This is a genomic window from Bartonella sp. B10, from assembly GCF_053794435.1.
Window position 1 is genome coordinate 1,421,487 of the sequence record NZ_CP200030.1, and the last position, 20,834, is coordinate 1,442,320.

Below are 20,834 nucleotides of genomic sequence, written 5' to 3' on the forward strand. Positions count from 1 at the left end.
CAAATTATTTAAAGAATAAATATAATAAAAATAGAAAAATACGAAGATAAAAGTTATTAATATTTGATATGTTTTGCTATATTTTATTTTCTGTTATTGTCAGTGTTTTTTTGATAGAATTTTTATATAAATATAAATAAATTTTTTTCTGAATGATAGAGTCATGAATTGATAGATTTAAGAGCATTATGAGATAAAACGATCTTTGTTATGAGAAAGATAAGAGCCATGATTTTACATTTATTTTATAACAGGAAATTATGATAGTGTCAGAAAATAAAAGTAAAATACGAGATGATAATAATTTTTTTCCGCGTTTTATTCATTTAAGAGTACATTCTGCGTATTCGTTGCTCGAAGGGGCTTTAAAAATCCCACAAATTATTCAGCATGCAATTGCTGATAATATGCCATCGGTTGCTATTACAGATACCAATAATTTATTTGGTGCTTTGGAATTTTCACAACATTGTTTTTCTCATGGTATTCAACCTATTATTGGTTGCCAGATCGCAATTGATTTTGGCGATGAAAGTAGTAATTTTGGTTCAATTAAATGGCGCAATTCTTCTGATTTTTGTTCTATTGTTTTGTTAGCTGCTAGTGAAATTGGTTACGCTCATTTAGTTCGTCTTGTCAGTCGTGCTTATCTTGATAATCATGATACTGATCCTCCTCATATTAAAGCAGATTGGTTGTTATCACACAATGACGGCATAATTGCTTTAACTGGTGGCAGGGGGGGGCCTATTAATTCATCTTTGGCAGAAGATAGAAAAAAACGCGCTATTGATCGCTTAGCTTATTTGAAAAAAATTTTTGGTGATCGTCTTTACGTGGAATTACAACGACATGGTTCTTATGACCGAAAAGTAGAGGCTGCACTTATTGAATTGGCTTATGGATATGAAATTCCTCTTGTTGCAACTAATGAGGCTTTTTTTCTCAACAGAGAAGGATATGAAGCTCATGATGCACTTATGGCGGTTGCAGAAGGGCAAATTGTCTCTAATCCAGAGCGCAAACGTATGACACCGGATCACTATTTAAAGTCACAAGATGAAATGGTTGCATTATTTTCTGATCTTCCAGAAGCTTTGGAAAACAGCGTTGAAATAGCATTGCGTTGTCATTTTGCTACACCAATTCGGAAACCAATTTTGCCTCGTTTTATAAAGCAGTCTGTAGATTCAAATTTAACTTTAGAAGAAGAAGATACTGAATTGTTAAATCAGGCTAAAGATGGCTTAAAAATACGACTTAAGACAATTGGGGCAGCAGAAGGATACACAGTTAGAGATTATGAGGAAAGGCTTGATTATGAAATTTCAGTTATTACGCGTATGAAATTTTCTGGTTATTTCCTTATCGTTTCAGATTTTATAAAGTGGGCAAAAATTCATGATATTCCTGTTGGTCCAGGACGTGGCTCTGGTGCTGGTTCACTTGTTGCTTATGCACTTACAATAACTGATATTGATCCATTGCGTTTTTCTCTTCTATTTGAACGTTTTCTCAATCCAGATCGTGTTTCGATGCCAGATTTTGATATTGATTTTTGTCAGGAAAGACGTGAAGAAGTGATTCATTATGTTCAAAACAAATATGGACGTGACCAAGTTGCTCAAATTATTACGTTTGGTAAATTGCAGGCACGTGCTGTATTGCGTGATGTTGGGCGGGTTTTGGAAATTCCATATCGTCAAGTAGATTATCTCACAAAATTAATTCCTGCTACGCCTGGGAATCAAGTCGAATTAGCTGATGCTATCAAAGATGAACCAAAATTTGAGGAAGAAAAAAGAAAAGATCCTGTCATTGGACGAGTTTTAGATATCGCACTTCAGCTGGAAGGTCTTTATCGTCATGCATCAACTCATGCTGCAGGGATTGTTATCGGTGATCGTCCGCTGTCTGAGCTTGTGCCGATGTATCGCGATCCTCGTTCTGATATGCCTGTGACTCAATTTAATATGAAATATGTTGAACAGGCTGGGTTGGTAAAATTTGATTTTCTTGGATTAAAAACGCTTACTGTTTTAAAAATGGCTATAGATTTTGTTGCAAGAAAGGGGATCAAAATAGACTTGTCGCATCTTCCTCTGGATGATGAAGCAACTTACGCTATGATGGCGCGTGGTGAAACTGTTGGTGTATTTCAAGTTGAAAGTTCTGGTATGCGTAAGGCACTGATTGGTATGAAGCCAGATCGCATCGAAGATATTATCGCACTCGTTGCGCTTTATCGCCCTGGTCCAATGGAAAATATTCCAACATATAATGCACGCAAACACGGAGAAAAGAAGATTACTTCTATTCATCCTAAAATAGATCATCTTGTTGAAGAAACACAAGGAGTTATTGTGTATCAAGAACAGGTAATGCAAATTGCTCAGGTGCTTTCTGGTTATTCACTTGGGGAAGCAGATTTATTGCGTCGAGCTATGGGTAAAAAAATCCACAAAGAGATGCAAAAGCAACGTGCACGTTTTGTAAACGGAGCTGTTACTGGTGGTGTTGATAAGGGACAAGCGAATACTATTTTTGATCTTTTAGCAAAATTTGCAGATTACGGTTTTAATAAATCACACGCTGCTGCTTATGCGATTGTTTCTTATCAAACAGCTTATATGAAAGCGCATTATCCAGTTGAATTTTTAGCTGCTTCAATGACGTATGATATGACAAATATGGATAAGTTAAATGATTTTCGACGTGAAGCATTAAGATTAGGTATTGAAGTTATTGCACCTTGTGTCCAAACATCACATCGTATTTTTGAAGTCGGTGAAAATTGTATTTATTATTCTCTTGCTGCTATTAAAGGTGTGGGTGAAGCAGTTGTTGATCATATTGTAGCGTGTCGTGGAAATAAGATTTTTAGAGATTTGGAAGACTTTTTTGATCGTATTGATCCTCGTATTGTTAATAAACGTGCAATGGAAAATCTAATTTGTGCTGGTGCTTTTGATTGTTTTAATATTGAACGTGAGGTTTTATTAGCGAGTTTTGGAACTCTTCATGCACGTGCACTCCGTGTTATTGATGATGATTCTAGCGGGCAGATTGATATATTTGGGATAACAGGTAAGCTAAAAGAGCCGTTAATTTTGTCGCAAGCTTCTCCTTGGTCACATGCTGAAAAACTTTATCGAGAATTTCAAGTAATAGGTTTTTATTTTTCTGCTCATCCTCTGGATGAGTATCAAGCTATTCTCACAAAAAAACGTATTCAGACTTGGGTAAATTTTTCAAATTCAATTAAAGGAGGAGCAATTGCTGCTCGGCTTGCTGGAACTGTAGTCGCAAAGCAGATCCGTAGAACGAAATCTGGCAAAAAAATGGGGATTATTCAATTTTCTGATACAAGTGGACAGTATGAAACAGTTTTATTTTCTGAGGAGCTTTTGGTTTATGAAGATATGTTAGAACTCGGAAAGTCTTTTATCCTTACAGTGACTGCAGAAAATCGCTCAGAGGGGATTAGTTTACGACTTGAAACAGCCCAATCGCTAGAAAAAGAAGCATTACATCATTATAAAATGATGCGTCTTTTTATAAAAACAGTTGATACGCTTCCACAAATTGATCAGAATCTAAAGTCTGGTGGTAATGGAGAGGTAGGACTTATTTTCGTTCAGGAAGATGGACTACGGGAAATTGAAATTTCGCTTCCAAAGCGATATAAGGTCAATTCACATGTGGCGAAGATTATGAGATCAATTCGTGGCGTTGTTGATGTGGAGTTAATTTAAATTAATGGGTTCATTTGAGAAGTGTCTTTACTTTATTAGAGAAAGAATTGTATTTTTAATAAAATTATAAATTCTGGAAGTTTTTTTAGGTAAGAAAGAGTGTAGTTTTAATATAGAGAAGAACAAAACTCATCTATTCCTTTATGAATAATCTTCAAGGTCATTGAAAATTTGAATTTTTATCGGTTTGCATTAAAATTTTTTATCTCATTTTTCGTGAAATTTACAGCATCATACATATAAAGCCAATCAAGGCTAGACATAACGCTTTCTGGTTTACGGATTTTCATTATAAAATTACGTGCAACTGCTATGGAACCAGTGGCATGGTATGCTATTTTATTAAAATTTCCACGTTTTTTAACTGCTGTAATACGAGGAGCTCGTATCTTTTCGTAGAGTGAAAGAGATTCAATTTGTGAAAGATCTTGAATAGAGAGAACTTCTGCTAATGTAGCAGCATCTTCTATCGCCATAGCAGCTCCTTGTGCTGCAAAAGGGAGTGCTGCATGTGCACAATCACCAACAAATACTTGCCGATCTAGTCCTAAAAAACGATTATGTTTCATTTGAAAGAGTGGCCAGTAGCTCCATTCATCAATCTGATCAAAAATTTGTAAAATTTGAAAATTCCATCCTTCAAAAAGAGATTTAAGTTTTTCTTTTTTTCCTTTGTGATTCCATTCTTCTTCTGATCTGTTTCCGGGCGTTATAGCTACAAAATTAAAAACCATTTCTGACTTAATAGGATAAATAATAAGATGATTTTTAGGTCCCATCCAAGCAGTAATTGTCTTTATATCTTGCAATAAAGAACGAAAGTTTTTAGGAAGATTTTGAAATTTGATTGTTGCACGCCAAGCAATGAAGCCACTAAAACTTGCTTTTTCATGAAAAGGAGCTAATTTCCGTAATGTTGACCAAACTCCGTCGCATCCAATAAGGAGGGGTGTTGAATAAAATTGATGTTGTTGTATTTTGGTCGCTGAATCTGTTTTTACTGTTTTTAGGTTAATGTTATTGGTTGCCATTTTGACATCTGATATAATAGCCTCCCCTGGTTTATATTTTATAAGGGGATTTGCAATAACAGCATTGTACAAGACTTTTTGTAGATCAGCTCTGTGAACCGTGAGATAAGGAGATTTCCAGTGTTTTTCAGATAAGTTCATGAGATTTGCGCGTAGATGTATTTTTAAAGATACGCCATTTCTTAATTCAAGAAAATGCGGTATTACACCCACTTCTAAGAGTTGATTAAGAGTTCCCCAACGATCAAGAATACACGTTGCATTTGGGGTTAACTGAATGCCAGCACCTACAATATCAAGATGTTTTTGCTTTTCTATAAGGGTGCTTGCGATTCCTTTGTAAGCTAACGCTAAAGCAGAGCTCAAACCTGCAATACCTGCTCCTATAATAATTGGTGATTGGTTCATTGGTTATTTTATATTGAATAAGGTATGCAATATATTACGCATGATTATTGGAATGGTATAAACACCCTGTGGGATTTGTTTGATCATATTGCAGCGAGGGATCATAGCGATAACGCGTTGAACAATAAGGACAAAGTTTTTCATCCGCTGATCCCATATCTATAAAGATATGTGGATGATCGAATGGCTGTGTGGCTCCCACGCACATAAATTCTTTTACACCAACATTTATTATTTTGTACCCAAGATCATTTTGGAAATGGGGAATATTATGGTTAGTCATTACATAAAAACTCCAGATATGTAACCTGATAAGTAGTGATCTATATTCTGTATCCATTAGTCTGTAACAAAGTTTATTATAATGCAAGGTTCTTGTTAAGACAATTGTGCATGAGAATGATTTCAATTATTTAAAATATCATCATCAGTGATAAAAGATAGATTATCGATAATATGGTTACGGTAAAATATCTTAAAGCGTTATACGGGATATTTGTTCATAAAAATTTTCAACAATATAAGGGAGACTGTGTAAAATATATGGAACAAACGGTAACAGATCAGGTTTCTACATTAGATGTAACAATGCAAAGTCCGACACGGTTTGTTAATCGAGAATTTTCATGGCTACAATTTAATAATCGTGTTTTGATGGAAGCTATGAATTCTAAGCATCCTTTATTGGAACGGGTACGATTTCTGTCAATCTCAGCAAAAAATCTCGATGAATTTTTTATGGTTCGTGTTGCTGGTCTTGCTGCTCAAATTCGTGCTGGGACTACAGAATGTAGCGCAGATGGGCACACACCGCAGGAGCAATTGGATTTTGTGCTAGCTGAAATTTTCAATATGCAAAAGAATCAACAACAAGCATTGGATGAGTTGCGTCTTGAATTAAAACAAAATGACATTGAAATTGTGGATTCTCAAGAGCTATCTGAAATTGAAAAATCGTGGCTCGAAGGACATTTTCTTCATACAATCTTCCCTAATTTAAAGCCTTTGTATATTGATACCGCTCATCCTTTTCCATTTATTCCTAATTTAGGTTTTTCTGTAGCACTTCATTTGTTACGGAATGATGATTGGCGTCCTATGGTAATGATCCTGCGGGTACCAACTACATTGAAGCGTTTTATTCTTCTTCCTAAAAAAGGAAATGGTTTTCGTTTTATTGCATTTGAAGATGTTGTTCGCCTTTTTATTCATCGTGCATTTCCTAGTTATGAAGTTGATGGAATTGGTACATTTAGGGTAATTCGTGATAGTGATATTGAAGTAGAAGAAGAAGCTGAAGATTTGGTTCGTTTTTTTGAAACTGCCCTTAAAAGGCGTCATCGAGGTCAAGTTATTCAAATTGAATTTGACACGAGAATGCCTAAAAATTTACGTCAATTTATAATAAATGGGCTTGCTGTTTCTGATGATCGTATCAGTATTCTAAATGGCTTTTTGGCATTAAGTATGATGTCAGAAATCGTTTCTATTCCACGCAATGATTTAAAATTTGTTCCTCATAATCCTAAATTTCCTGAATGTATTAATCAGCATAATGGTGATTGTTTCGCAGCCATTCGTGAAAGGGATATTGTACTTCACCATCCTTATGAATCGTTTGATGTTGTGGTACAGTTTTTATATCAAGCTGCTGCAGATCCTGATGTCGTTGAAATTAAGCAAACTCTTTATCGTACATCAAATAATAGTCCAATTATCAGAGCTTTGATCGATGCAGCCAAAAAGGGCAAGTCTGTAACCGCTTTAGTAGAACTTAAAGCACGTTTTGATGAAGAGGCTAATATTCGCTGGGCACGTGATCTTGAACGTGCCGGTGTTCAAGTTTTTTTTGGTTTTATTACTTTAAAAACACACGCTAAGATATCACTTGTTACAAGACGTGAAGGGGATCGTCATCGTTTTTATGTCCATCTTGGAACCGGTAATTATCATCCAGTTAATGCAAAAGTTTATACCGATCTTTCTTTTTTTACTACCGATGATGATATTGGTCATGATGTGGCATTACTTTTTAATTATATTGCCAAATATGAGCAGCCGAATGAAACAATGAAAATTGCGTTTTCACCTTTAACATTGCGCAGCCGTATTCTTGAGCATATCGAAGGAGAGATTATTAATGCGAAACAAGGGCGGTTTGCTGCCATTTGGATGAAAATTAATTCATTGGTTGATCCTGAGATTATTGATGCTTTATATCGCGCCAGTCAAGTAGGTGTTCAAATTGATTTGGTTGTGCGTGGCATCTGTTGTTTGCGTCCTAATATTCCAAGAATTTCGGACAATATTCGTGTAAAATCTATTGTAGGGCGGTTTCTTGAGCATAGTCGTATTTTTTGTTTTGGTAATGGTGAGGATTTGCCAAGTGAGAATGCACTTGTTTATTTGGGATCAGCTGATATGATGCCTCGTAATCTTGATCATCGTATTGAAATATTAGTTCCAGTTTTTAATAAAATAGTTCGTAAGCAGATTATTTTACAAATTATGCTGGCTAATATTATTGATAATCAGCAAAGCTTTGATATATTGAGAGATGGAACATCAAAACGTATTGCACTACAAGAAGGTGAGAGTGCGTTTAATGCGCAGGAGTATTTTATGACCAACGCAGGTCTTTCAGAGTGGACAAAGTCTTTTGAGCCTTCTGCTTCGCGTCTGGTTGCGTTGCATCGGCTGCAAGCCAAAGTGCATAAAGACTAAATCCAATGACATATATAAACGCTCAAGGTCGGCTAAAAGGGCGTAAGCCTATAGCTGTTATTGATATTGGTTCGAATTCTGTTCGACTTGTTATTTATGAAGGTCTCGTCCGTTCACCGACTGTTTTATTTAATGAAAAGATTCTTTGTGGTCTTGGTCAAGGTGTTGCAAAAAATGGATTTTTAGAAGAAAAATCTAGCGAAATGGCGCTGCGAACACTGAAACGGTTTCGTGCACTTTGTCAACAAATTGGAGCAGATGAGGTCTATACTTTAGCAACAGCAGCAGCACGAGAAGCAAAAAATGGGTCAGCATTTATTCATAATGCCGAGAATATTTTACAAAATAAAATACATCTTCTTTCAGGAAATGAAGAGGCTTTTTATTCGGCGTATGGAGTCATTTCAACTTTTTACCAACCTAACGGTATTTTGGGTGATCTCGGTGGTGGTAGTCTTGAACTGATTGATATTTGTGATTCTAACGTGGGTGAAGGAATAACTCTGCCATTAGGTGGTTTACGGTTACAGTACATGTCAAATGGTGATATTACTGAAGCAGCAAAGATTGTGCATGAGAATCTTTGTAAAGCTGATTTCATACGTAAAGGTATGGCACGTTGTTTTTATGCAGTAGGAGGGACTTGGCGTAATTTAGCAAAACTTCATATGGCAACAAAAAATTATCCATTACCTGTTATGCATGGCTATGAAGTTGATGCAACTGAAATGGAAAATTTTTTGCAGCTTGTGGTAAGAGGTGGTATCGACAATATGCAGGGGATTTCGGCTATTTCAAAGAATCGTCGTCAACTTTTATCTTACGGAGCAATCATTCTCATTGAGCTTATTAAATTTATGGAGTTTGAAAATATAATTTTTTCCGGAGCTGGAGTACGTGAAGGTTTTCTTTATTCACGATTGTCGAACGAGGCACGTCGCTCAGATTCTTTAATTACAGCATGTACGGAAATGGCCATTCTACGAGCACGTTCGCCAAAGCAAGCAGAAGAATTGATCGATTTTACTACGAATGCATTTGAAGCTTTTGGAATTTCTGAAACTGAAAATGAGTGTCGTTACCGTAAAGCTGCTTGTCTTCTTGCTGATATTGGTTGGCGTATACATCCAGATTATCGAGGTAATGAGGCAGCTCATCAGATAGCGTTAGGGTCTTATCCTGGAATTTCTCATGAAGGGCGTGTTTATGCTGCACTAGCTGTTTTTTTTCGTAATACAGGTTCATTAATTAATAAAGAATCTCCAGTTATTTTTCATTTAGCAACTAGAAATATATTTGAGAAAGCATGTATTCTTGGTGGAACGATGCGTGTTGCTAACCTATTTAGCGCTTCTACTGCAGGAATTTTACCAAATTTGTCGTGGCGTAAAAAACTAGATCATGTTGCACTGCACATTCCGATACGTTATGCTGATTTAATAGGAGAACGTCCACTGGAGCGGTTAAATAAATTATCAAAAATAGTAAAATTACCCCTTGCATTTGAAGTATCTTGATATACTAGGATGATGTTTAGTTAAATTTCTTAGGAATTCATAGTATAGATAATTGAAATTTTTTTTATGAATTAAAGTGCTTTAGTGCTTACTTTTCCATTATTAAAATAAAGCCCTATTTCTCCTTTAAGCATTTTTTCAGCTTTTTTACCAAATATTTCATAGCGCCAACCATTCATGGCTGGAATGCTGTGTTTCGTATTACCATTTGCAATTTTTTCTAAATCATCAGATGTAGCAATAATTTTAGGTGCAATGCTGTTTTCGTTTGCGACAAGTTTTAATAAGACTTTGAGAAGATCGACAACAACAGCTGTTGTCTCGTTAATGGGGTTATGCTTAGGAAAAGCAGGTAAAGTAGAAATATCAACATTTAAGCCTTCGTGTATGGCTTGGATTAACGTTTTCGTTATTGATAATTTATCCCAGTTTTTATTGAGACTTCGTAAACGTTTTAGCGCTAATTCATCTTTTGGTTGTTGAATTGCAATTTCGATAAGACATTCATCTTTCATGATATGGCGGCGCGGAAGATTATATCTTCGCGCTTCACGTTCACGCCAAGCTGCTATTTTTTGTAATACGGCGAGTTCACGGAGTTTTTTTACTTTCCCTTTTACTTTTTTCCATGCTTCATTTTCTGGCATATCATAAGTTTTAGGGGCTAATAGAATCGCTATTTCGTCATCCATCCAGTGTGTGCGGTTATTTTTTTCTAGTTGTTTTTTTAATGTTAGGTACACATCTCTTAGGTAAGTCACATCAGAAAGCGCGTAGAGTAATTGTTTTTGCGAAAGAGGACGATAGCTCCAATCTGTAAAACGAGATGATTTGTCAATATGGTGGCCTGTACAGCGTTGTACAATTTGATCATAGGAAATAGAATCACCAAACCCGCAGATAGATCCTGCCACTTGTGTATCAAAAATAGGATAAGGAATGACTCCTCCAAGATGATAAATAGTTTCAATGTCTTGTCGCGCAGCGTGAAAAACTTTAACAATTTTTTCATCTATCATTAAATCAAAAAATTGTTGTAGGTCAATATTTTGTGCTATTGGATCAATGAGCACTGTAGCATCTTGTGATGCAAGCTGTATCAAACATAGCTGAGGCCAAAAAGTTGTTTCACGGATAAATTCGGTATCTACTGTTACAAAATTAGATGTACGTAAAGCAGCAATAGAAATTTCAAGATCTTTTGTTTGTGTAATAAGTTTCATAATTTTATTATAACAAGATAAATTAAATTTGTCTTGGTGTTGTATTTTTTTTAATTTTTGCAGTCATGTTCTTGACAAATGGCTATTAAAAAGCGTTTGTAACGCATGTTATAATTTATAATATCATCAAAGGCAAAAACTATGCACCGTTATCGTAGTCATAATTGCGCTGCTCTCCGTAAGTGTGATGTGGGAACACAGGTTCGTCTTTCGGGGTGGGTTCATCGTGTTCGTGATCATGGAGGAATCCTTTTTGTAGATTTACGTGATCATTTCGGGATCACGCAAATCGTTGCTAATCCTAATTCACCAGCTTTTAAAGTCATGGAAAAGGTGCGTTCTGAATGGGTTATTCGTGTAGATGGGAAAGTATGCGCACGTTCTGATGAAGTTATTAATACAGCTCTTCCAACGGGTGAGATTGAAATTTTTGTGAAAGAGGTTGAAATTCTTTCTAAGTCTGATGAGCTTCCTTTACCTGTTTTTGGTGAACCTGATTATCCAGAAAATATTCGATTGCAGTATCGTTTTCTTGATTTACGTCGAGAAACTATGCACAGAAATATAATGCGTCGTACTGAAATTATTGCTGCTATGAGACGATATATGCAGGATAATGGTTTTATAGAATTTACTACGCCACTTTTGACAGCATCATCACCAGAAGGCGCGCGTGATTTTTTGGTTCCAAGTCGTATTCATCCAGGAAAATTTTATGCATTGCCACAAGCACCTCAACAATACAAACAGTTGTTGATGATGTCGGGTTTTGATCGTTATTTTCAAATTGCTCCGTGTTTTAGAGATGAAGATCCACGGGCAGATCGTCTTCCAGGTGAATTTTATCAATTAGATATTGAAATGAGCTTTGTTGAACAAGAAGATGTTTTTATCACAATGGAACCTATTATACGTTCTATTTTTGAAGAATTTGCAGATGGAAAGTCTGTAACACAAAGCTTTCCCCGTATTTCGTACGATGAGGCAATGCAAAAATATGGTTCTGATAAACCTGATTTGCGTAATCCCATTATTATAGAAGATGTTTCTCAACATTTTTATGATTCTGGTTTTAAAGTTTTTTCTCAGATTTTAAAAAACGATCAAAATGCACAAGTGTGGGCCATTCCAGCTAAAACGGGTGGAAATCGTGCTTTTTGTGATCGTATGAATGTATGGGCACAAAGTGAAGGACAACCTGGACTCGGCTATATTTTTTGGCGAAAAGAACAAGAGAAGTTTGAAGGAGCAGGACCGATCGCCAAAAATATTGGTGAGCAAAGAACAGAAGCTATCCGTATGCAGCTTGGACTTGAAAGTGGAGATGCTTGTTTTTTTGTTGCAGGAAATCCAAAGAAATTTTTATCTTTTGCAGGAGCAGCGCGTACAAAGATAGGAGAAGAATTAAACCTTATCGATCAAGAATGTTTTTCTTTAGCGTGGATAGTTGATTTTCCATTTTTTGAATGGAACGAAGATGAAAAAAAGCTTGATTTTGCGCATAATCCTTTTTCCCTGCCTCAGGGTGGAAAGAATGCTTTTGATTGTCAAGATCCTCTTACTCTTAAAGCTTTTCAATATGATCTCGTGTGCAATGGTTATGAGATTGCATCAGGTGGAATCCGTAACCATTCACCAGAAATGATGCTAAAGGCTTTTAATCTTGCTGGACTTTCTAAAGAGGTAGTAGAGAATCGTTTTGGAGGTCTTTATCGCGCTTTTCATTATGGGGCTCCACCTCATGGTGGTATGGCAGCAGGTATTGATCGTATTGTTATGCTTTTGCAAGGTGTAGAGAATTTGCGTGAAGTTGCTCTATTCCCCATGAATCAGCAAGCATTGGATCTTTTGATGAGTGCTCCATCTGATGTTTCTGCTACACAATTACGTGATTTATCAATTAGAGTTATTCCTGCTGCTAAGAATGACTAATAAAATTAGTTATGAAAGAATATTAATGTTATTTTTTGTGTGTAACAAAATTTTTAGTACTTTATGAAGTTTATTTAGGAGGTACAATTATATTTCTTAGTATAAAAAGCGCCATTTTATTAGATTTATATTTAATAAATATTTAAAAATAAAAAAGTTATTTTTGTTTATTTTTAAATTACTTGATGTATAGTTTTTTATTTTCTTATTTCAGGTTTATTTATAATATATATTTATCATAATGTTGTACTTGTGTTTTTTGCTAAAATAAATAATGAAGTATACGTGTAAGTTTTTTAAATTGATATAATTTTCCGTTCATGTTTTAATGACAATGCTTATTTTTTATGATCAATTTTTAATAAAATAGCATATTTACAAAAGTTTTATTTAATAGATCTTACAGAATAATTTCTTATTATTTGGGAAATTTTTGTTCTAATATTGTGTTTGATAAAATGAGTTTACCTTTTAATGAAGAACATATTGAGCCAATAGAATTACGTTCTGCTTTACAAGAACGCTATTTGTCTTATGCTCTTTCTACCATCACTCATCGAGCATTACCTGACGTACGTGATGGGTTGAAACCAGTACATAGACGCATTGTGCATGCTATGCGTTTACTTAAGCTTAATCCTGGACAGTCTTATGCTAAATGTGCACGGATTGTTGGTGATGTAATGGGAAAGTTTCATCCTCATGGGGATGCATCTATTTATGATGCATTGGTGCGTTTGGCTCAGAGTTTTGCTGTTCGTTATCCATTGATTGATGGACAAGGTAATTTTGGTAATATTGATGGTGATAATGCTGCTGCTATGCGTTATACAGAAGCACGTATGACTGAAGTTGCTGCGTTGCTGCTTGAGGGGATTAGTGAAAACGCCATTGATTTTCGTTTAACCTATAACGAAGAAGATAAAGAGCCTGTTGTTTTACCTGGAGCTTTTCCTAATCTTTTGGCTAATGGTTCGTCAGGGATTGCTGTTGGTATGGCCACATCTATTCCACCACATAATGTTGCTGAATTATGTGATGCAGCACTGCATTTGATTTTTAATCCTGATGTAAATGATGAAGAGTTGAATCAGTTTGTTCTAGGACCTGATTTTCCAACAGGAGGCATTTTGGTCGAGCCAAAAGAAAGCATTGAAGAATCTTATCGTACGGGACGTGGTTTTTTTCGATTGCGTTCGCGTTGGCATAAGGAATTTGGTAACCGCGGATCTTATGTAATTGTTGTTACTGAAATTCCATATCAGATTCAAAAGTCACGCCTTGTTGAAAAAACAGCAGAATTGTTGCTTACACGGCGTTTACCAATGCTGGAGGATATTCAGGATGAATCGGCAGAAGATATCCGTATTGTACTTGTTCCCAAAAATCGTACCGTTGATCCTGAATTTTTAATGGAATCACTTTTTAAATTAACTGATTTTGAAGTAAGATTTCCCCTCAATCTCAATGTCTTATCTTTAGGAAAAGTTCCAAATGTTCTTTCTTTGCGTGAAAGTTTGCAGCAATGGCTTGCACATCGTAAAGAAGTTCTTATTCGTCGTTCAGGCTATCAACTTGATAAGATTGATTGCAGATTAGAAATCTTACATGGATATCTTATAGCATATTTAAATCTTGATGAAGTAATTCGGATTATTCGTGAGGAAGATGACCCCAAAAAAGAATTGATTGTACATTTTAAGTTAACGGAAAATCAAGCTGAAGCCATCCTTAATATGCGATTGCGTTCTTTACGTAAACTTGAGGAATTTGAAATTCGTAAAGAATTTGGAGCTTTGAAAATTGAACAAGAAAAATTACAAAATTTATTGGTATCTAACGAAAAGCAATGGAAAATAATTTCAGAAGAAATCATAAAAGTTCGTAAGATATTTGGTCCTGAAACCTTTTTAGGCAAAAGACGTACAACATTTGAAAAAGCGCCGAAGCACAATATTGATGATATTAATCAGGCAATGATTGAAAAAGAACCAGTAACTATCGTTATTTCTGAAAAAGGATGGATGCGTGCTTTAAAAGGGCATTTGGGTGATTATAAAGCACTTTCTTTTAAAGAAGGAGATTGTTTAAAATTAGCATTTTCAGCATTTACTACTGATAAGATTATGGTGGTGAGCACTGGTGGAAAATTTTTTACTATTAGCGCTCATAGCTTACCTGGAGGGCGGGGACATGGTGAACCAATTCGTATTTTAGTTGATATGGATAATGAGCATGATATCCTTACGGCTTTTGTGTATAATGCACAGGGGAAACGGCTTTTGATTTCATCTTGTGGAAATGGTTTCATTATTTCCGAACCTGAAGTGATTGCTAATACACGAAAAGGAAAGCAAGTAATGAATGTAAAATTTTCTGATAAAGTCAAACTTTGCATTCCAGTAGAAGGTGATTACGTTGCACTCGTTGGAGAAAACCGTAAAATGCTTATTTTTTCTGTTGAGCAAATTCCAGAAATGAGTCGCGGTAAGGGTATTCGTCTTCAACGTTATAAGGATGGGGGGATTGTTGACGCTAAAACTTTTAATTTAGCAGAAGGTTTAAGTTGGCAAGATACAGCTGATCGTATCTTTAGCCGTAAGGCTGATGATCTCATTGAATGGATGGGAATGCGTGCCGGCATAGGACGTTTGGTTCCAAAAGGATTTCCAAAATCAGGAAAATTTGCTAATTAACATAGCACAAAGAAATACAACAGAGAGAGTTTTCAAATTTTTCTTTATTTTGTATAATCGAGAGGGTTTTTAAATCTTTTTATGGTGTTATTTATTAGCTATTGTATTGCATAAAAAGACGCCCACGTTCAGCCCATAATACAAGAAGTATGGCAATAAGGCTGAGAAAAAAAAATCCCGCTGAATTAGGAATTGTTGTTTCATCAAATTGTTGTGCGATGAAAAAGCCAAGACCTGTACCAATAGATGTTTGAAGAAAACCAGATACAGACGATGCAGTTCCTGCTATTTCTCCTACAGATTCAAGAGAGATTGCATTAAAATTGGCTATAATACCACCACATGCAAACATCAAGATGCAGTATAACAACATGTAAAAAGAAGAAGGAATAACGCCACCTGTCAAAATAGAGCTGACAAACCATATTCCTGAAACAGCGCAAAAGAGAAGAAGCATAGTATGAGCAATTTGCCGCATTCCAAAACGTTCGACAAGTCGAGAATTTAAAAAAGCAGACACAGCTTGGAATGCAGCACCAGCTGCAAACGCAACAGGAAACCAAAGTCCAAAATTATAAATTCCTTCATATGTCTGTTGCGATGTATTGATAGCAGTAAAAATACAACCGAAAATGATAGAGGTAGCAAGCGTGTAACAGAGCATTGTTCGATTAGATATGACGAACCTGAAACTTTTTTTGACAGAAGAAAAAGAAAGAGATTGTTGTGTATGTAGAGTTTCTGGAAAACGAAATTGAATCCAAGCCATTAACCCAAAACTAACAACTGCCATAAATATAAAAATAAATTTCCAGTTTCCAAACAACAAAATTATTTGTCCTGTCGCTGGTGCAAGCATTGTTGCAATAAGAAAAACCATCATGACTGTGGACATCACTTTTGCCATTTCTCGGCCACCATAGAGGTCTCGTACAATAGAAACTGTGAGCACACGCATAACAGCTCCTCCAATACCTTGCAAAATGCGTAAAATAAGAAGTATAGAAAAACTTGATACTAAGGTACAGCCAATAGCTGCAAATGAATAAAGGGCAAGACCCATAAGAATAAGTTTACGCCTACCGTAACGATCACTTATTGGTCCAAAAAATATTTGTGTGATACCATAACTGATAAGATAACAAGAAATAATATAATGCTGATCATTATTGTTAACAATATGCAAGCTTTGTAGAATATCAGGCATAGCAGGAAGCATAATATCAATAGCTATAGAATTAATTGCCATAAGCGCTGCAATGATAATCACAAATTCTTTATATCCAATTTTTTGTCTAATTGCATCTATACGCTTTTGTTCATTAATTGAATACGACATACACATCCATGAAATAAGGGTTTTTGTTAAAAAATACTCTATGGAAAATTAAATAAGAGCAGAGATAATTTATGATATATTAAAGGAAATACCTTTTTCTTTTAGAAGATCTTGTAACTCATTGCTTTGAAACATTTCTTTAATGATATCGCAGCCACCAATAAATTCGCCCTTAATGTAAAGTTGTGGAATAGTTGGCCAATTTGAGTAATCTTTTATCCCTTGGCGCAATTCATTAGAGGTTAAAATATTAATTCCTTTATAATTTAGTCCTAGATAATCAAGGATCTGAACAACTTGTCCAGAAAATCCACATTGTGGAGAGCTGGGTGTTCCTTTCATGAATAAAACAACGTCATTTGTTTTAATTTCATTATCAATAAAGTCATGAGTAATTGTCATATTCATTCCTCAATACCAAAGATTTACAAGAGTTTATCACTCATACCAATCATACTTTAAATCGTATTAATAAAACGAATGCAAGAGAAAATTTTTAGATCATTCAGGGATATTTGTTTGAAGTGCTAAAGCATGGAGTATATTTCCCATATTACCTTTAAGAGCATCATAAACCATTTTGTGTTGTTGAACACGATTCTTGCCCCGAAAACTTTCTGAAATAACTTCTGCAGCGTAATGCTCGCCATCTCCGGCAAGGTCACGAATTGTTACTTTTGCATCGGGGATTCCTTCACGAATAAGAGTTTCAATTGCATGAGCGCTCATTGCCATAATTATTCTCCTTTATATATTTACCTTTTTCATGAGGATAGCATACAGCCTATAAAAATGAATAATTATTTATTTTTCTTCCATAAACTTTGGAAACCAGCCTTCATATGCTTGTGTTAGTGTTGATATTGAAAGTTTTAATATGTTTTTGATATCAAGTGCATCACCTTCGACCTTACCAAGTTCTGTAAGGCAAATAGTATTTGTTTGGGCAAGTTCCTTAAGGGCATTAAGTGCATCAGGTTTTACTGCTAAAAGGTAACGTCCTTGATCTTCACCAAAAAGTTCTGCATGACGTGGTGACCTGTTGCTTAATTCTGCTTTTATTCCTTTGTTGGCTTTAATCACCATTTCTGCAAGGGCGATAGCTAGTCCTCCATCTGAAAGGTCATGAGCAGCATGAATAAAACCAAGACTAATGCTATCTCTAACAAATAGACCATGCTTTTTTTCAAGTTGTAAATCTACATAAGGAGGAGAACCTGCATCAATATTTAAAATATTACGTGCGTAGATCGATTGCCCTAAATGTGAGCCACAAGATCCAACCAAAACAATAATATCTCCATTTTGCATACCGTAGATTGTTGCCATCTTTGACCAATCATTAAGAATGCCAACACCAGCTATTGTTGGAGTAGGAGGAATGGCTTTGCCATTGGTTTCATTATAAAGGGAAACGTTTCCTGAAACGATTGGAAAGTCGAGAACCCTACAAGCTTCACCTATACCTTTAATGGCAAAAACCAGCTGCCCCATAATATCAGGCTTTTCAGGATTGCCAAAATTTAGGTTATCAGTGGCAGCTAATGGTGTTGCACCTGTAGCGCTGATATTGCGCCAACACTCTGCTACAGCTTGTTTTCCTCCTTCATAGGGATCAGCTTCACAATAGCGCGGCGTTACATCAGAAGAAAAAGCAAGGGCACGTTTACAGTTATCACTTACACGAATAATACCTGCATCACCTCCGGGGCCAACAAGACTATTTCCTTGGATAAGTGTATCATATTGTTCATAAACCCACCGGCGTGAGCTTTGATCAGAAGAGTTTAATAATGTTAAGAGTGCATCGCCAAGATTTTCTATCTCTTTAACTTCTTCTGTTTTTAGAGTATTTTTTTTAATAGGTTCTATCCAAGGACGGTCATAAACAGGTGCTTCATTACCAAGATCTTTGATAGGAAGATTAACTACAACTTCTTCTCGATGTAGTACACGGAAACGTAAATCATCTGTCGTTTTTCCAATAATAGAGAAATGAAGTCCCCATTTTTGAAAAATTTCAGCTGCTTGTTGTTCCATTTCAGGATTAAGCACCATGAGCATGCGTTCTTGGCTTTCAGAAAGCATCATTTCATATGCTGTCATGTTTTCTTCACGAACAGGGACTTTATCAAGATTAAGCTCTATTCCAAGATTTCCTTTGGCGCCCATTTCAACTGCTGATGATGTAAGTCCTGCAGCCCCCATATCTTGAATAGCAATGACAGCTCCTAATGCCATCAATTCTAAACAAGCTTCAAGGAGACACTTTTCAGTAAAAGGATCACCAACTTGAACGGTTGGACGTTTTTCATTGATTGAGTTATCAAATTCAGTAGAAGCCATAGTTGCTCCACCGACACCATCACGTCCTGTTTTTGCCCCAAGATAAACAACAGGAAGTCCTATTCCTTGCGCTTTAGAATAAAAAATAGAGTCTCTCTCTACAATACCAGCGGCAAAAGCATTTACAAGAATATTGCCATTATAGCGTTGATCAAAGTTAACTTCTCCACCAATAGTTGGAACACCAAAAGCATTGCCATAACCACCAATTCCAGAAACAACACCAGCAACAAGATGGCGCGTTCGTGGATGATTAGGGGATCCAAATCGCAATGCATTCATTGTTGCAACAGGACGAGCACCCATTGTAAAAATATCTCTTAAAATACCACCAACACCTGTTGCCGCCCCCTGATAAGGTTCAATATAAGAAGGGTGGTTATGACTCTCCATTTTAAAAACAACACATTGGCCATTTCCAATATCAACAACACCAGCATTTTCACCAGGTCCTTGGACAACACATTTCCCTTTTGTTGGCAAAGTTTTGAGCCATTTTTTAGAAGATTTATAAGAACAATGTTCGTTCCACATTGCCGAAAAAATTCCAAGTTCTGTAAATGTTGGTTCTCTGCCAATTAATATTAAAATACGCTGATATTCATCAGGTTTTATACCGTGATGAGCAATTATTTCTGGTGTAATGGCAATGTTATTATTAAGATTCATGGGCACTTTATTCCACTAAGTTAATCAAAATTTATCACTTATTTCGTCTTTAATCTAGTTGCTTAGATTATGAGGTATTTTATTTATCGATGATGAATAGACGAATGAATCATAAAGCTAAAACGTTATTATGTGTTTTTTGCTGTTTTGTTCCAGTAATTATAGTTAAATAATCTACAACATCTACCATTATGATCATCCATTAACTAATTCTAAAACACTTTGAAAAAGCAAACGGCCATCAGTACCACCATGTGCAGCTTCAATAAAATTTTCAGGATGAGGCATCATACCAAGAACGTTACCTTCTTTATTGATAATACCGGCAATATCTTTCATTGAACCATTAGGGTTCGTATTTTCTGCATAACGAAAAACAATTTGTTCATTGTCTTCTATTTGTTTTAATGTTTCGCTGTCAGCAAAATAATTTCCATCGTGATGAGCAACGGGACAACGGATAATTTGTCCTTTGGAATAATATCGAGAAAATTTTGTACTGGCGTTAACTACCTCGAGTTTTATTTCACGGCAAACAAATTTCAATGAAGCATTACGCATTAAAGTACCTGGCAATAATCCAGCTTCCAATAAAATTTGAAATCCATTACATATACCTATTACTGTAATACCTTTACGTGCTTTTTCACGAACAGCTTGTAACACTGGTGTCCGTGCGCCAATAGCGCCACACCTCAAGTAGTCTCCATAAGAAAAACCACCAGGAATAATAATAACATCTACATCTGGAATTGTTGTATCTGTTTGCCAAATTTTTACTGGCTCAGCTCCTGTTATATGGCGTAATGCTGCAATCATATCTCGATCGCGATTTAATCCAGGTAATTGAATGATAGCGGTTTTCATGGAGAGATCCACTTAAAGAAGTTCTATTGTATAGTTTTCAATGACAGTATTTGCGAGTAATTCTTCACACATTTTTTGAAGTTCTTGCTTTGCAGATTCAGCAGGCATGCTATCAAGAATAATATCAAATATTTTTCCTTGGCGAACAGATTGAATGCAGTGAAAGTCTAAGCTATTTAAAGCACTAGCAATTGCTTTTCCTTGAGGATCAAGGACGCTGTCTTTGAGAGTAACTGTAATACGTGCTTTCATTTTTATTTCCTATTGCTAGAGAAATTTTTGGAAGAGAATGATGTTCAATAAAGGAAAGATGATATTACATCATCT

Annotated in this window: 14 protein-coding genes; 5 read left to right on the forward strand and 9 right to left on the reverse strand. The window is 35.7% G+C overall.

Going from position 1 to position 20,834, the window contains the following annotated elements:
* The first annotated feature begins 266 nt into the window (after positions 1-266).
* Entirely contained in the window at positions 267-3,755 is a 3,489-nt protein-coding gene (dnaE, locus tag V3565_RS06035) for a DNA polymerase III subunit alpha (RefSeq protein ID WP_455478879.1), read from the forward strand.
* A gap of 179 nt (positions 3,756-3,934) precedes the next feature.
* On the opposite strand, the gene V3565_RS06040 is transcribed toward dnaE, so the two are convergent.
* Positions 3,935-5,194, reverse strand: coding sequence for an FAD-binding protein (locus V3565_RS06040; RefSeq protein WP_455478276.1), 1,260 nt, complete (start codon positions 5,192-5,194; stop codon positions 3,935-3,937).
* 34 nt (positions 5,195-5,228) lie between these two features.
* On the reverse strand, positions 5,229-5,477 hold the full coding sequence (locus tag V3565_RS06045; RefSeq protein ID WP_455478277.1) for a zinc-finger domain-containing protein: 249 nt from the start codon (positions 5,475-5,477) through the stop codon (positions 5,229-5,231).
* Between the two features lie 260 nt (positions 5,478-5,737).
* Here V3565_RS06045 and V3565_RS06050 point away from each other — a divergent pair, with 260 nt between their 5' ends.
* Both V3565_RS06050 and ppx read left to right on the forward strand, forming a co-directional pair.
* The gene (locus tag V3565_RS06050; RefSeq protein ID WP_455478278.1) at positions 5,738-7,918 is read left to right on the forward strand and encodes an RNA degradosome polyphosphate kinase; all 2,181 of its coding nucleotides are present in this window, start codon (positions 5,738-5,740) and stop codon (positions 7,916-7,918) included.
* 5 nt (positions 7,919-7,923) lie between these two features.
* The gene (ppx, locus tag V3565_RS06055) at positions 7,924-9,435 is read left to right on the forward strand and encodes an exopolyphosphatase (protein ID WP_455478279.1); all 1,512 of its coding nucleotides are present in this window, start codon (positions 7,924-7,926) and stop codon (positions 9,433-9,435) included.
* 71 nt (positions 9,436-9,506) lie between these two features.
* On the opposite strand, the gene rnd is transcribed toward ppx, so the two are convergent.
* Positions 9,507-10,661, reverse strand: a complete 1,155-nt coding sequence (gene rnd, locus V3565_RS06060; protein WP_455478880.1) for a ribonuclease D — start codon at positions 10,659-10,661, stop codon at positions 9,507-9,509.
* A 138-nt stretch (positions 10,662-10,799) separates the two neighbouring features.
* Here rnd and aspS point away from each other — a divergent pair, with 138 nt between their 5' ends.
* Both aspS and parC read left to right on the forward strand, forming a co-directional pair.
* Positions 10,800-12,590 carry an aspartate--tRNA ligase gene (aspS, locus tag V3565_RS06065; protein WP_455478280.1) on the forward strand — a complete coding sequence of 597 codons (1,791 nt, stop codon included), beginning with the start codon at positions 10,800-10,802 and terminating at the stop codon, positions 12,588-12,590.
* Positions 12,591-13,036: 446 nt separating this feature from the next.
* Entirely contained in the window at positions 13,037-15,286 is a 2,250-nt protein-coding gene (gene parC, locus V3565_RS06070; protein WP_455478281.1) for a DNA topoisomerase IV subunit A, read from the forward strand.
* Between the two features lie 94 nt (positions 15,287-15,380).
* Here parC and V3565_RS06075 read toward each other — a convergent pair whose 3' ends face one another.
* The 6 genes from V3565_RS06075 to purS form a co-directional block, all read right to left on the reverse strand.
* The gene (locus tag V3565_RS06075) at positions 15,381-16,625 is read right to left on the reverse strand and encodes a multidrug effflux MFS transporter (RefSeq protein ID WP_455478282.1); all 1,245 of its coding nucleotides are present in this window, start codon (positions 16,623-16,625) and stop codon (positions 15,381-15,383) included.
* A gap of 69 nt (positions 16,626-16,694) precedes the next feature.
* Complete coding sequence (grxD, locus tag V3565_RS06080; RefSeq protein WP_455478881.1) at positions 16,695-17,027, reverse strand: Grx4 family monothiol glutaredoxin; 333 nt, start codon at positions 17,025-17,027, stop codon at positions 16,695-16,697.
* 99 nt (positions 17,028-17,126) lie between these two features.
* Positions 17,127-17,360 (reverse strand): BolA/IbaG family iron-sulfur metabolism protein, encoded by a 234-nt coding sequence (locus V3565_RS06085; protein ID WP_455478283.1) that lies wholly within the window; start codon positions 17,358-17,360, stop codon positions 17,127-17,129.
* Positions 17,361-17,429: 69 nt separating this feature from the next.
* Entirely contained in the window at positions 17,430-19,640 is a 2,211-nt protein-coding gene (purL, locus tag V3565_RS06090; RefSeq protein ID WP_455478882.1) for a phosphoribosylformylglycinamidine synthase subunit PurL, read from the reverse strand.
* A 195-nt stretch (positions 19,641-19,835) separates the two neighbouring features.
* Positions 19,836-20,507, reverse strand: a complete 672-nt coding sequence (gene purQ, locus V3565_RS06095; protein ID WP_455478284.1) for a phosphoribosylformylglycinamidine synthase subunit PurQ — start codon at positions 20,505-20,507, stop codon at positions 19,836-19,838.
* Between the two features lie 12 nt (positions 20,508-20,519).
* Positions 20,520-20,759, reverse strand: coding sequence for a phosphoribosylformylglycinamidine synthase subunit PurS (gene purS, locus V3565_RS06100; RefSeq protein ID WP_455478285.1), 240 nt, complete (start codon positions 20,757-20,759; stop codon positions 20,520-20,522).
* Positions 20,760-20,834 lie beyond the last annotated feature (75 nt).

Excerpts from the sequence above, each read along its gene's own strand:
- purS (WP_455478285.1), bottom strand. The coding sequence starts at position 20,759 with ATGAAAGCACGTATTACAGTTACTCTCAAAGACAGCGTCCTTGATCCT.
- V3565_RS06040 (WP_455478276.1), bottom strand. The coding sequence starts at position 5,194 with ATGAACCAATCACCAATTATTATAGGAGCAGGTATTGCAGGTTTGAGC.
- purQ (WP_455478284.1), bottom strand. The coding sequence starts at position 20,507 with ATGAAAACCGCTATCATTCAATTACCTGGATTAAATCGCGATCGAGAT.
- grxD (WP_455478881.1), bottom strand. The coding sequence starts at position 17,027 with ATGACAATTACTCATGACTTTATTGATAATGAAATTAAAACAAATGAC.
- V3565_RS06085 (WP_455478283.1), bottom strand. The coding sequence starts at position 17,360 with ATGGCAATGAGCGCTCATGCAATTGAAACTCTTATTCGTGAAGGAATC.
- V3565_RS06050 (WP_455478278.1), top strand. The coding sequence starts at position 5,738 with ATGGAACAAACGGTAACAGATCAGGTTTCTACATTAGATGTAACAATG.
- aspS (WP_455478280.1), top strand. The coding sequence starts at position 10,800 with ATGCACCGTTATCGTAGTCATAATTGCGCTGCTCTCCGTAAGTGTGAT.
- V3565_RS06045 (WP_455478277.1), bottom strand. The coding sequence starts at position 5,477 with ATGACTAACCATAATATTCCCCATTTCCAAAATGATCTTGGGTACAAA.
- ppx (WP_455478279.1), top strand. The coding sequence starts at position 7,924 with ATGACATATATAAACGCTCAAGGTCGGCTAAAAGGGCGTAAGCCTATA.
- purL (WP_455478882.1), bottom strand. The coding sequence starts at position 19,640 with ATGAATCTTAATAATAACATTGCCATTACACCAGAAATAATTGCTCAT.
- V3565_RS06075 (WP_455478282.1), bottom strand. The coding sequence starts at position 16,625 with ATGTCGTATTCAATTAATGAACAAAAGCGTATAGATGCAATTAGACAA.